The 12,490-nt window shown below is 72.3% G+C and carries 10 protein-coding genes; 5 read left to right on the top strand and 5 right to left on the bottom strand.

Annotated elements, in window-relative coordinates:
• On the top strand, nucleotides 1-949 hold a 949-nt coding region (locus ABD285_RS05225), incomplete at its 5' end, for an aldo/keto reductase (RefSeq protein ID WP_344200834.1).
• A 60-nt stretch (nucleotides 950-1,009) separates the two neighbouring features.
• Here the strand turns inward: ABD285_RS05225 and ABD285_RS05220 are convergent.
• The gene (locus ABD285_RS05220; protein ID WP_284254222.1) at nucleotides 1,010-1,705 is read right to left on the bottom strand and encodes a ThuA domain-containing protein; all 696 of its coding nucleotides are present in this window, start codon (nucleotides 1,703-1,705) and stop codon (nucleotides 1,010-1,012) included.
• A gap of 116 nt (nucleotides 1,706-1,821) precedes the next feature.
• On the opposite strand from ABD285_RS05220, the gene ABD285_RS05215 reads away from it, so the two are divergent.
• Nucleotides 1,822-2,853 carry a LacI family DNA-binding transcriptional regulator gene (locus ABD285_RS05215; RefSeq protein WP_284254221.1) on the top strand — a complete coding sequence of 344 codons (1,032 nt, stop codon included), beginning with the start codon at nucleotides 1,822-1,824 and terminating at the stop codon, nucleotides 2,851-2,853.
• 27 nt (nucleotides 2,854-2,880) lie between these two features.
• Here the strand turns inward: ABD285_RS05215 and ABD285_RS05210 are convergent, their stop codons facing one another.
• Entirely contained in the window at nucleotides 2,881-4,323 is a 1,443-nt protein-coding gene (locus tag ABD285_RS05210) for an NAD-dependent succinate-semialdehyde dehydrogenase (protein WP_284254220.1), read from the bottom strand.
• Between the two features lie 248 nt (nucleotides 4,324-4,571).
• On the opposite strand from ABD285_RS05210, the gene ABD285_RS05205 reads away from it, so the two are divergent.
• From ABD285_RS05205 to ABD285_RS05195, 3 genes are all read left to right on the top strand, one after another.
• The gene (locus tag ABD285_RS05205; protein ID WP_344200830.1) at nucleotides 4,572-6,920 is read left to right on the top strand and encodes a DUF7507 domain-containing protein; all 2,349 of its coding nucleotides are present in this window, start codon (nucleotides 4,572-4,574) and stop codon (nucleotides 6,918-6,920) included.
• Nucleotides 6,921-6,956: 36 nt separating this feature from the next.
• Nucleotides 6,957-7,349, top strand: a complete 393-nt coding sequence (locus ABD285_RS05200) for a DUF2510 domain-containing protein (RefSeq protein ID WP_284254217.1) — start codon at nucleotides 6,957-6,959, stop codon at nucleotides 7,347-7,349.
• A gap of 232 nt (nucleotides 7,350-7,581) precedes the next feature.
• Entirely contained in the window at nucleotides 7,582-7,731 is a 150-nt protein-coding gene (locus tag ABD285_RS05195) for a hypothetical protein (protein WP_284254216.1), read from the top strand.
• Nucleotides 7,732-7,831: 100 nt separating this feature from the next.
• Here ABD285_RS05195 and ABD285_RS05190 read toward each other — a convergent pair whose 3' ends face one another.
• Genes ABD285_RS05190 through ABD285_RS05180 form a run of 3 tightly spaced genes read right to left on the bottom strand, consistent with a single transcriptional unit; the run spans nucleotide 7,832 to nucleotide 12,373 of the window.
• On the bottom strand, nucleotides 7,832-8,443 hold the full coding sequence (locus ABD285_RS05190) for an ATP-binding cassette domain-containing protein (RefSeq protein WP_284254215.1): 612 nt from the start codon (nucleotides 8,441-8,443) through the stop codon (nucleotides 7,832-7,834).
• Nucleotides 8,436-9,311 carry an ABC transporter ATP-binding protein gene (locus tag ABD285_RS05185; protein WP_344200824.1) on the bottom strand — a complete coding sequence of 292 codons (876 nt, stop codon included), beginning with the start codon at nucleotides 9,309-9,311 and terminating at the stop codon, nucleotides 8,436-8,438. Before ABD285_RS05185 ends, ABD285_RS05190 begins: the two co-directional genes overlap by 8 nt.
• The gene (locus ABD285_RS05180) at nucleotides 9,308-12,373 is read right to left on the bottom strand and encodes an FtsX-like permease family protein (protein ID WP_284254212.1); all 3,066 of its coding nucleotides are present in this window, start codon (nucleotides 12,371-12,373) and stop codon (nucleotides 9,308-9,310) included. The genes ABD285_RS05185 and ABD285_RS05180 overlap by 4 nt, the downstream gene beginning before the upstream one ends.
• Nucleotides 12,374-12,490: the final 117 nt, after the last annotated feature.

Below are 12,490 nucleotides of genomic sequence, written 5' to 3'. Positions count from 1 at the left end.
ACAGCTGGGCGCGACCGGCATCGCCGTGACACGGATCTGCGCCGGCGCCGCCGCCTGGCGCGACGTCGACGATCCGCAGGGCGGCATCGCCCCCGCGGAGTCCGCCGCGCTCGCGGCCGCCCTCTTCCGTGATCGGACCGTGCGCTACCTCGACACCTCGAACAACTACGGCATCGGCGAGAGCGAGCGCCGGATCGGCGCCGCGATCCGCGCGAACGGCGGCCTGCCCCCGGGCTTCGTGCTGCAGACCAAGGCGGACCGGCATCCCGTGACCAACGACTTCTCGGGCAGCCGGATGCGCGCCTCGCTCGCGGAGAGCCTCGAGCGACTCGGGATCGAGCGACTGCCGATGGTCTTCCTGCACGATCCCGAGAACACCACGTGGGACCGGGCGATGGACGACGACGGCCCGGTTGCGGCGCTCGTGGCCGCGCGAGCCGAGGGGCTCATCGAGCACCTCGGCATCTCGGGCGGCCCGGTCGACCTGCTCACGCGCTTCGTCGAGACCGGCCACTTCGAGGCGCTCATCACCCACAACCGGCACACCCTCGTCGATCGCAGCGCCGAGTCGCTGATCGATCTCGCCGCCGCACGCGGCATGGGCGTGCTCAACGCGGCGCCCTACGGCGGCGGGATGCTGACGCGCTGGCCCGTGGCCCGCGAGCGTTACGCGTACGGGAACGGCGCACCCGCCCTCATCGCCGCCGCGAACGAGATGGGGCGCCTGTGCGCGGAATTCGACGTGCCCTTCGCCGCCGCCGCGCTGCAGTTCTCGACCCGGGACCCCCGCATCACCTCGACGATCGTCGGCATGCGCACCGTCGCCGACCTCGAGGCCTCGGTCGAACTCGACGAGGTCGACGTGCCCGACGAGCTGTGGAGCGCATTGCGCGCGGTCGAGCTCGATCCATCCACCTGGCAGGACGCGGCCCCCGCGGTCGGGCGCTAGCCGCATCCCGGCCCGCACCCGCGCCCCCGCCCGTGCGGCGCGAATCGTTCGTGGCGCGTCCTAAAGCGCACGCAGAAGCCAGCGGGCGGAGCGGGCGAGGAGCGCTCGCCGCTCCGGGCTGTCGTACGAGGCCGCGTCGTGTCCGAGGGCGTCGTATACGACGGGGGCCGACCCGGTCGTCCGCGTCCACAGCAGCGGGTGCCGCGCGCCGTCGTGCTCGTGCCAGACGAGCGGCTGCACGTCGGGCGCCACCCGCAGGTACGTGTAGCGCTCGTCGTCGACCTCGAAGTCGTGGACGCCCGCCACGATCGGGTGCGCGTCGGTCTCGACGTGGATGTGCGCGCGGCCGTAGTCGGGATGCATCGTCGTGCCGCGCACCCAGATGCCGCCGAGGATCCCCTCCCACTCCGGCACGAAGTGCAGACTCGTCGACGAGACGTGCAGGGCGAGCAGCGGGCGCCCGGCCGCGAGGTGCGCGAGCAGGCCCGCGCGAGAGGCCGCGTCGATCTCCGGCCCGGCGGGCTCGGGTTCGGCGCCGGGGGCGAACGGCGCGTCGGCGGCGCCGATGTTGACGACGAGCAGGTCGGGCGCGGTGATCGGAAGAGCCGAGAGAGCGGCGTCGACGTCCTCGGTCACCGTCGTGGCGATCCCGGCGCCCTCGAGCACCTCGGCGACGCGCGCGGAGGTTGCGGCGAACGGATGCCAGGGGTCGGCGTATCGACCGGAACCCGAGAGCAGCAACGCGTGCGACGACATGCGGGTCAGCGTAGTCGGACACCGCTTTCCCTCAGCAAATCCCTGGTGTTGCGGCGTGGATGTGCGCCGCTTCTGGCTAGAGTGATCCCACGCTTTCCCGAAGGGATGTCAGCGCCATGCCCGCCGAGCGCCGCTCCCACCCGGTCACGTTGGCCGACGTCGCCCGCCGCGCCGGGGTGTCGCAGTCGACGGCCTCCCGCGTGCTCAACGGCAGCGAGCGCACCGTCGGCGGCGAGCTGGCGCAGCGGGTGCTCGCGGCGGCCGACGAGCTGCGGTACTCCGCGAACGTGCAGGCGCAGGCGGTCGCCCGCGGCACGACCACCAACCTCGCGCTGCTCGTGAGCGACATCGCGACCGACTACTTCTCGTCGATGACGGCGGCCGTGATGTCGGCGGCCGAGCTGGCGGGCCTGCGGGTGACGATCGCCATCACCGAGCGCCGGCTCGAGCGCGAGATCGAGCTCGTGCGCGACCTGCGCGGCCAGCACGCCCGCGCGATCGTCCTCGCCGAGAGCGGCACCCGTTCGCGCGAAGGCGTCGAGCGGCTGCAGGACGAGCTGGAGGGCTACGAGGCGGCCGGCGGCAAGGTCGTCGTCGTCAGCCGCACGACGATGCCGTTCGACTTCGTCGACCTCGACAACTTCGGCGGCGCGCGCCGGCTGGCGGTGGCGCTCACCCGGCTGGGCTACAAGCGCTTCCACGTGCTCGGCGGCGACGAGGGCCTCGTGACGACGCGCGAGCGCATCGAGGGATTCCGCGACGGCCTCGCGGAGCGCGGGCTCGAGCTGCCCGACTCGGCCATCACGTTCTCCGACTTCAGCTGGGAGGGCGCGTTCGGAGCGGTCGGGGCGCTCGACGATGCCGTCCTCTCGAACACCCAGGCGCTGTTCGCGCTCAACGACGAGATGGCCCTCGGTGCGATCGCGGGCCTGCGTAATCGCGGGATGCGCGTGCCGGACGACATCGCGCTCGCGGGGTTCGACGACATCCGCACCCTGCGCAACGTCGTCCCGGGGCTCACGACCGTGCGGGTGCCGACGGCGCAGGTCGGCCGAGCCGTGGTCGAGCTCATCGCCGGTGGCGCGCAGAGCCCGACGACGGTGCCGGCGACCGTCGTCATCCGGGAGTCGACCCCGCGCCTCAACTAGCGCGGCGCAGCGGCGACCACGGACCGGTCAGGACTGCACAATGAGCTTGCGCACGAGGTACTCCTCGACCGCCTCGGGGCCGCCCTCGGACCCGTAGCCGCTCTCCTTGCGGCCACCGAAGAACGTATCGCGGGCACCGACGCCGAATCGGTTGACGCTGACCATGCCCACGTCGAGCCGGCCCGGGATGCGCAGCGCCCGCTCCGCCGATCCGGTGAACAGGTAGGCCCCCAGTCCGAACGGCAGCCGGTTGGCCCGCTCGATCACGTCAGACTCGTCGCGGAACGACGACACGGCGGCGATCGGACCGAACGGCTCCTCGTTCATCACGACGGCGTCCTCCGGCACGTCGGCCAGGAGAGTGGGGCGCCAGTAATAGCCGACCGAATCGTCGCCGACGCCCCCGGTGACCAGTCGCGCGCCCCGGGAGACGGCATCCCGCACGATGGGCTCCATCGCCGCGAAGCGACGTCCGTTCGCGAGCGGGCCCATGCCGACGCCCTCGGCGAACCCGTCGGCGACCGACACCCCGCCCAGCAGCTCGCCGAAGCGCTCGACGAAGCGCTCGTACACGTTCTCGTGCACGTAGAAGCGGATCGGCGATCCGCACGACTGACCGGTGTTGTGGATCTTGGCGCCCAGCGCCTGCTGGGCCACGGCATCCACATCGACGTCATCGAAGACGATGACCGGCGCGTGCCCGCCGAGTTCGAGCATGGTCGGCTTGGCGTGCTCCGCCGCCTGACGGGCGAGCAGCGTGCCGACGGCCGTGGAGCCGGTGAACGACACCTTGCGCATGACCGGCGAGGCGATCAGCCGCGACGAGATGCGGGCCGGATCGCCGAAGACCATGTTGAGCACGCCATCCGGGAGGCCGGCATCGGCGAGCGCATGCGCGAGCGCGACCGCGCTGGCGGGTGTCTCCTCCGCGGGCTTGATGACGACCGTGCAGCCGGCCGCGAGCGCCGCCGCCACCTTGCGACCCGGCACCGTGAGCGGGTAGTTCCAGGTCGTGAACGCGGCGACCGGGCCCACGGGCTCGCTCACCACCATCGTGCGACCGTCGGCGGCGGCCGTCGGGAGCACGTGGCCGAAGCGGCGGGGAGCGTCCGTGGCGAGGGAGTCCATGATGTCGGCCGTGTACGCGACCTCGTCGAGCGAGTCGCCGTAGGGCTTGCCGTTCTCGCGGGTCATCGCCTCGGCGATCGGCACCGCGCGATCGCGCAGCAACTGCGCGGCCCGCATGATGATCGCGGTGCGCGCGTGCGGACTCGTCTCGCGCCACTCGCGCCAGGTGCGTCCGGCGGCGTCGATGGCGGCGTCGACGTCGTCGTCGGTCGCGACGGCGACGCGGCCCACCGTCGCACGGGTGGCCGGATCCTCGACGTCGATCCCGTCGCGGGCGGAGGATGGGATCCACCGCCCGTCGACGAACAGCTCGCCGTCGGGGTTGCGGATCGTGTCGCCCATGTCGGACCTCCGTTGTTCGTGGCTCGACCGCAGCCTACGTCAGGCAAGCGCATTCCGGAGCACGGCTGCGCAACCGACTGCGTTAGAGACTCCGAGCGCGGGTTGGGTGGCAAGCGCTTGCCAGGCGCGATCATCCCTCCGCGGAAGCGTCGACGTCGCCGCCGCCAGCGGGAGGACCGGAGCTGTAGCCTGAACCCTAGGAGTGCTCAGATTCGACGAGTGCTTCACGACCGCGGGGAGTGGTGATCGTGACACGACGGCGTCGGCATGGGCAACGCGGCACGAGCCGGATCCGCGGCGGCCGCGCACTGTCGGTGGTGCTGGCCACCACCATCGCGGCGGCCGGCCTCACCCTGGGCCTCGCGACGGCGGGCGCCGGCCCAGCGGCCGCGGCCGCGAACGGCTGCGGCTACGCCGACACGTCCGCGAACAACGGCACGCACGCCTCGACCATCTGCTGGTTCGATTTCTCGGCGTTCGACGCGACCGAGGCGCGATCGACCGAGGGGCAGCCGATCGAGATCGCGCTCGATGGCGGGCTGGTCGCCGACTTCACCGTGAAGGTCACCAACCTGCCGAACTCCGTCCCCATGAACTTCGAGGCCCGGTCGACGCCCCTCGAGACGCGGTTCGCCTTCGGCACCGACGCCTACCGCGGCATCCCGGGGTTGAATGCGCTCTACAGTCTCGCCTCGCCGTCGGGGAACAAGGCGGCGAAGATCACGTTCGACGACATCCGGGTCACCGACGCGCAGGGCGATCCGGTCGCCGGGTACTCGTTCGTCGCCGCCGACGCGGAGGACAACGTCCGCGGAGAGTCGTTCGCGTGGAGCTCCGACAAGCCTCTGAACGAGATCGAACGGCTCGCCCCGAACGGCGGGTGGGGGTGCAAGAACCCGGTCGGCCTGGGGACGACGTCGGTCACCTGCGCGGGCACGGGCGTCGGCGGCACCACGATCGCCGGCGGCAAGTCGACGGCGCTGCTGGTCGCGGCCGACACGCCGACCACGTTCGCGACGACCTGGGTCACCAGCGCGCGCTCGGCGATCGCCATCGGCGTCCAGACCGCCAAGCTCACCGTCGTGAAGCAGGTCGCCAGCCGCATCGATCCCGCCGACTCCTTCACCGTGTCCGCCGAGGACTCGACCGGTGCGGTGGTGGGGCAGGCGACCACCGGCACCGCCGGCTCCGCGAGCACGCCCGGCCTGGTCGTGGCCCCCGGCTCCACGTACACCCTCGGCGAGTCCGCCGCAGACGGATCGGCGACCAACCTGGCCGATTACGTGACGCCGTCCTGGTCCTGCACCAACACCGCGGCGGGCAGCACCACCGTCCTGCCCTCCGGAACCGGCTCGACCACGACGGTGACCCCGGCCGCCGGCGACGACATCACGTGCACCGTGACGAACACCGCCAAGGCGACCGGCATCTCGTTGCAGAAGCTGGCCGCGCCGCCGGTCGACGCGAGCGGTGACGGCATCACCGACGCCGGCGACACCATCGTGTACTCCTTCGTGGTCACCAACACCGGGCAGACCGACATCGACACGGTCGCCATCGACGACCCCAAAGTCGGGACCGTCAGCTGTCCCCCCGGCACCATCGCGCCGGCGGGCGTCACGACGTGCACGGCCGACGCTCCCTACGTCATCACGACGGCGGACGTGACGGCCGCGCATCCGCTCGGTTCCCCGGCCGTGCTGACCTCGAACGCGTCGTCGACGAGCACTCCCACGGTGACGCCGGAGCCGTCCATGACGCTCGTCAAGTCGGCCTCCCCGAGCGCGCAGGCGGACTTCACCGAGGGGCAGATCGTCACCTACTCCTTCGTGGTCACGAACACCGGCAATGTGCCGCTTGCCGACGTCGCCGTGCAGGACACCGCCTTCACGGGGACCGGCACGCTGCCGAGCCCGGCCTGCCCGGCCGGCGCCGCGTTCCTGGCCCCCGGTGCGCAGGTCGTCTGCACGGCCTCGTACACACTGACCCAGCTCGACATCGACGCCGGCTCCGTGACCAACACCGCGTCCGTGACCGCGGACCCGCCCGGTCTCACGCCGCCGCCTCCGCCGACGACCTCGACGGTGACCATTCCGCAGCTCGCGGCACCCGCGGTGTCACTCGTGAAGTCCACGCCCGTCACGGCGATCACGGCCGCCGGACAGGTGGTCGACTACAGCTTCTCCGTGACCAACACGGGCAACACCACCCTGACCGACCCGGAGGTGATCGAGGGATCGTTCAGCGGTGTCGGAACGGTCTCCACGCCGGACTGCCCGGCCGGCGCGAGCCCGCTGCTGCCGGGCCAGGTCGTCGTCTGCACGGCCTCCTACACGGTGCGGGCCGGCGATCTGACGGGTCGGCCGCTGGTCAACACGGCGACGGTCACCGCGACGGCACCTGGTGGAGGGTCCGTCGACTCCGACCCCTCGACCGCGCGGGTCGATGACGTGGCGGACGTGCCGCCCGGCACCGGGCCGGCGGGTCTCGCCATCACCGGAATGACGGTCGGCGGCACGGTCGCTGCGGCGGCAGTGCTCCTCATCGCCGGGCTCGCGCTGTTCTTCGTCCGGCGTCGGCGGCGAGCCGTCGAGTAGCCGGCGCTCCACTCGATCCTGACGGAAGGTCCATCGATGGCGAATGCAGCAGCGGGCTGGTACGACGACGGGTCCGGCACGGGCGCCAAGCGCTGGTGGGACGGCAACGCCTGGACCGAACAGCGGCAAGGGCCTGCAGCCGTCGACAGCCCTGCGACGCTGATCGAGCACATCAAGACCGAGGCGAGCGCCGGCGGCCAACCGCGCCCCGCAGCGAGCGGGATGAGCTATGTCGTGCTCCAGGTCGTGCTGAAGGAGAAACTCTGGGGAACGGGCTCGGGCAATCTCACGGAGCTCGAGAAGGCCATCAACTCCCAGGCCGCCCTCGGCTACCGACTCCACACGATCACGACGGCGGCTTCGGGCAGCAAGGGCATCGGTGGCGGAGACCGCATCCAGGCGACGCTGGTCTTCGAGCGGCTGACCTGAGGTCCGCCCGGGCACCGGCCATCTCGTCACCTCGCGAGTCGCCGCCCACGGCCGAGCGGCCCGAGGGATCTCTCGCGCGAGCAGGGTCCCCGCAAAGCCCAACAGGCTCCCGGCGACGTGCGATGTGCGAACCGTGCAGCATCGAGCTCGGATGATCGGAGCGCGCTGACCCCGTGGGATGCGTAGGATCGCGCCACAGGGTCATCGCGGCTCTCGAGAGACGAGGACCATCATGGGCGAGAAATCCGCACGCAAGAACACCACGAAGACGGCGGCGTCCAAGACGTTGAAAGAGAAGCGTCTTGCCAAGCAGGACAAGCGCGCGAGCGACGACCGCGCCGCACGCGCCACCGACGCCGTGACGAAGGTGACGCACAAGTAGCCGCCGGCGGCAGTCCCCGATCCTGAATGCAGGGATCGGGCGGCTGCTCACGCCCGAGCGCCGTCAGCGCGTGCAGATCAGCCTTGCGATCCGGGGCCTGTCAATCTGTCAATTCGATGACGTGCTCGGCGGGCGCGATCGCCTCCTCGTCCGAGGTCGCCACGATCGCGATCGCCCCGCGCCGGGTCGCGTTGGCCACCTGGCCCCACACGACCGCGCTGCTGGCCATGTCGAGCTCGCTCGTCGGGTCGTCGAGGCACAAGAGCATCGGCTCGCCGATGAGCGCCCGCGCGACCGCCACACGTTGCTGCTGTCCGCCCGAGAGCTGTTCGAGCAGGTTGTGCCAGCTCGACTCCGGCAGGCGCAGAGCGGCGAGCAGCCGTTCGATCGCCGACCAGTCCGACGCGCGGTAGCCGCCCCGGGCGAGGAGCCGCACGGCGACGTTCTCGGCGGCGCTCAGACTTCCGATCAGCTCGTGCCGCTGCGTGACGATCCCGACCGCGGCGGGGTCGACGGGCGAGTCGTCCAGCAGGATGCGACCACCGGTGAGCGGCCGGGAGCCGACGACCGCCTCGAGCAGGGCTCGGCACGCGCTCGAGGCACCGGTGAGCGCGACGGTCGATCCCGGCGCGACGCTCAGGTCGAGGTCGCTCACGACCTCGGCTCCGGCGCGGAGCACCGTCGCGCGGTCGAACCGCAGACCCTCAGTCATGGTCGCCTCCGGTCTCGGCCCCGCGGATGCGGAGCTCGCCCGGCGCGACGGCGTCGATCGACACCAGCCGTCCGGAGCCCCACTCGGCTCGCAGCGCCTCGGGGAGCGGGATCGAGCCGTCGGCTCCGATGACGGCGTACCGGCCGGCGGCGGTGGCCTCCTCGCCGATCCGCCCGTCACGCAGGTGGATGCTGCGCTGCATCCGCGCGGCCACCAGTTCGTCATGCGTGACGAGCAGCACCGCGGTGCCCTGCTGGTCGGCGATCTCGACGAGCAGATCGAGCAGCCGGTCGCGGTCCGCATCGTCGAGCTGGCTCGTCGGCTCATCGGCTAGGAGCAGCCGGGGCCGGGTCGACATCGCGACGGCGAGGGCGAGCATCTGCTGCTCGGCCGGGCTCATCTCCCGCACCGGACGGTCGTCGGCGCGGAGCCCGGCCGCATCCAGGAGCTGATCGGCCACCCGGGTGCTGCCGCTCGGGATCCCCCGCAGCGCCCACTCGACGTTCGCGCCCGCCCCCTCGTGCAGCAGCAGGTTCGTGGACGCTCCCTGCAGCATGAGCCCGAGCGTGCCGGCTCGCAGTCGACGCAGGTTACGCTCTCGGGCGTTGCCGAGGTCCGTGCCGAAGACCGCGACCGTGCCGGCCGAGGGCCGCATGATGCCGGCGACGACGGTGAGCAGCGTCGACTTGCCGGATCCCGACGGACCCAGCAGCGCGACGCGCTGGCCGGGCTCGACCTCGAGGTCGATGCCGCGCAGCGCGGCCACATCGGTTCCGGCCTCGCGGTAGACGTGCACGAGCCCCGCGCACCGCAGGGCCGGGACGTCGGCGGCCGCGGCGGGCGGGCGTCTCGCGAGGGGGGCGCTCATCGCGACCTCCCGCCCCGCAGCTCCAGGCGCGCCCCGACCTCCGCGATGACCGCGATCAGCAACAGCACGCCCGCTACGGTCGCGGCCAGAGGAAGGGGCGCGAGCGCGTAGTCCGGCGGGGGAACCGCGCCATCGCCGCGGGTGAGCGGCAGGTGCGGCACCGTCAGGACGAACGCGACCACGCCGGCACCCACGCCGAGCACCGCGGCGAGCCCGATCGGCACGAGCGTCTCGACGGCGGCCACCCTGCGGAGCAGCCGTCGGGGCACACCCGCGGTGCGCAGCGAATCCCAGTCCCGGCGGCGTCCGGCGGCGCCGACCATGCGGATGGCGATGACGCCGAGCAGCGAGAGCAGCAGGGCACCCGCTCCCACCGCGAGGCCGAGCCGGGCGGACCTCGGCGACGCCTCACTCGCGAACCGGTCCTCGACGCTGCGGAGCGTCGTGCGCCCGGTGACTCGGATGTGATCGCGAGCCAGCGCCGCCATCACCTCGGGGTGGGCACCCGGAGCCAGCCACACCTCGTCGCTCGCGGCGCTTTGCGCGGGATCAGCCACCCGATCCGCGACCGCCAGATCGACCACCGCACCGTCGCCCAGCATCCGGGGCAGGATGCGCGCGCGCTGCACCTCCTGCAGCAGAAGCCTGCTCTGGTCGAGCCCCGCCCCCACGAACGCGTGCGGGATTCCCGGATACCGGGTGAGCTGGGTCGACGGTCCGACGATCGCCGGGAGGGGTTCGGGGGCGTCCTTCGGCGCCATGCTCGCTGTGTCGCCCTGCCCGCCGGTGAACAGGACGCCGAGGCCATCCGGCCGGCTTCTGATGACGGCTCCCGGCGTCAGGACCGAGTCGGAGCCCTCACCGATGCGGTTGCGCCACCTGTCCGCGTCGAGCCAGGGCGACAGCCGGGAAGCCGGCTGCGCGTCGGTCGAGAATCCGGTGATCGTCATGGCCGTCGCGAAGGATGAGGCGTCGGAGCCGTCGCGGCGCTCGCCGAGCCAGACCACCCGGCATCCATCGGCGCAGGGGACCGCATGCGGTGCGCTGACGAGCGTGCCGTCGTGCGGTGCGCCGAACGAGACGGTGTGCCAGCCGGTCGCGTTCTGCACGACCATCGTGAGGAAGGGCCCGGTCGCATCCGGCGGCGCATCCCCGACGTCGCTCACGCGGGCGAGCTCGATCGAGATCTGCGTGCCGGTGACCGTCATCGACGCGCCCGCCGGCGGCGCCAGCTCCGCGCGCAGCTTCGCCGCGCCCAACCCGCTCCACGCCGGCTCCCACGAGGAGACCGCCGTCAGTCGGGAGGCGTCGAGCGCGACCAGCGACGGAGCGTCGCCGCGGCTCGGCAGAAGCTCGACGGCCATGGCCTGCGTGCCGCTCGGATCGGCGCGCCTGACCGCCTGGAGGAAGTCGACATCCGAGGGCACCGAGACCGTCACCGCCTGGCTCGCACCCAGGTACGCGGCCGCACGATCATCCTGCAGACGATCCGCCACGACCGCCGTCTGGGCGGAGTAGGTGACGACGGCGAGTCCCATCGTCACCATCACCGCGACGTACAGCGCCGACGGCGCTCGACCGAGCCGCCGACCGACGAGCAGCCCGGTCAGCGACCTCGGCGCCTTTCGCGTGACCCGCCGGATGAGCGCGATGGCCAGCCGCAGGCCGACGATGCCGATGAGGACCGCGACGACCGCCGGTGCGAGCAACGTTACCTGCGGGCCGGTGATGCTGGTCTGCGACACGAGCGAGTACACGACCACAAGCGCGAGCAGCACGATCGCGGTCTGCCCGATGAGGGCCACACGCGAGATCGTGCGCGGCTCGGCGGTCTCGCGCAGCAGGACGGAGAGCGGGAGCCGGGCGGACCGCACGCTCGCCGCCACCAGTGCCACCAGCGACCCCACGACGGACAGCACGGCGGCGCCGATCACCAGCGGCTGGAGCGGCTCCACGGTGGCGGCGGGGCCCATGACCGCGCCCGCCGCCAGCTGAGCGGCGGCCACTCCGACCACGGCGCCGACGGCGCATCCGGCGATCACCGCGACCGCCGGCTCGACGAAGACGGACGCGAGCCACCGGCCCCGCGGCAGTCCCCGAAGCCGAGCGAGCCCCCATTCGCCCGCTCGATCGCGCCCGATCCGCTGCACGAGCAGGGCCTCGGCGAACCAGGCCAGTCCGAGCGCCTCGAGAGCGGCGACGGCGAGCAGGGTCGCGGCGGCGTCGCGCTGCGGCTCGACCCCGTCCACGACGTCCAGGATGTGGGAGGTGACGCGGGTGCCGGCCGCGGCGCTGACGGCCGTGAGGGTCTCGTCCTGGGCGCGCTGGATGTCCGCCCGGATGCCGGACACGTCATCCAGTGTCACGTCGCGGCGCAGGACGCGGACCGAGGAGGCGGTTCCGTCGACGTTCAGGCGACCGAACTGCCCGAGCGTGACCACCAGATCCGGTGCCGCGGGGCTATCGGTGTGCCGGCTCAGCCGAGACGGGCCCTTCAGGACGGCGCCCATGCCGCTGCGGTCGTCGTAGATGCCGACCACTCTCAACGTCACGGCGGTCGGCGTCTTCAACCTGAGGGACGCGCCCACCTTCACCGTGGTGCCCGCGGTGCTTCGAGCCACCGCGATCTCGCTGTTGCGCGTCGGGCACCGACCGGAGACGAACGTGGTGCCCCGGCACGAGGTCTGGGGTGCCGCGACGGCCGCGGTCCCCCGCGCGCTCGCCCGACCCCTCAGGGCCCAGGAGTACTCCGTGCTCGAATCCACCGCGCGGAACGGCGGCGCCCAGACGCTCCCGTGCACCGCGTTCGTGACCGCCTCGACCGAGACGAGGCCGCTCTGGGCCGATCCGCCCGGCACGTCGGCCGCCGCCACGATCGCCGTGCGCTCGATCCCGGCCCGGTGCACCGCCTGCGCGAGCGTGACCTCGTCGACGGCGCGAACCAGCAGAGGCGCGAGCACGGAGAGGACCATGGCGATCGCCGACAGCGTCACGAGCCACACGAACGAGGCAGGCCGACGCCGCACGCTGCTGACCCAGAACACGGATCGACCTGCCGGCATTCGCACCCCTTGCGCGCTCAGCCACGATTTCCGCGTCAGCTTAGGGGGAGCGAGCGTCTCCGGTCATTGTGTGACGACGATTTCTCGCCGCGGGATCATGGGTCGCGCGGTGGATTT

This window comes from Pseudolysinimonas kribbensis (genome assembly GCF_039531715.1).
Taxonomy (GTDB): domain Bacteria; phylum Actinomycetota; class Actinomycetes; order Actinomycetales; family Microbacteriaceae; genus Pseudolysinimonas; species Pseudolysinimonas kribbensis.
This window is presented reverse-complemented; position numbering and strand designations above follow the sequence as displayed.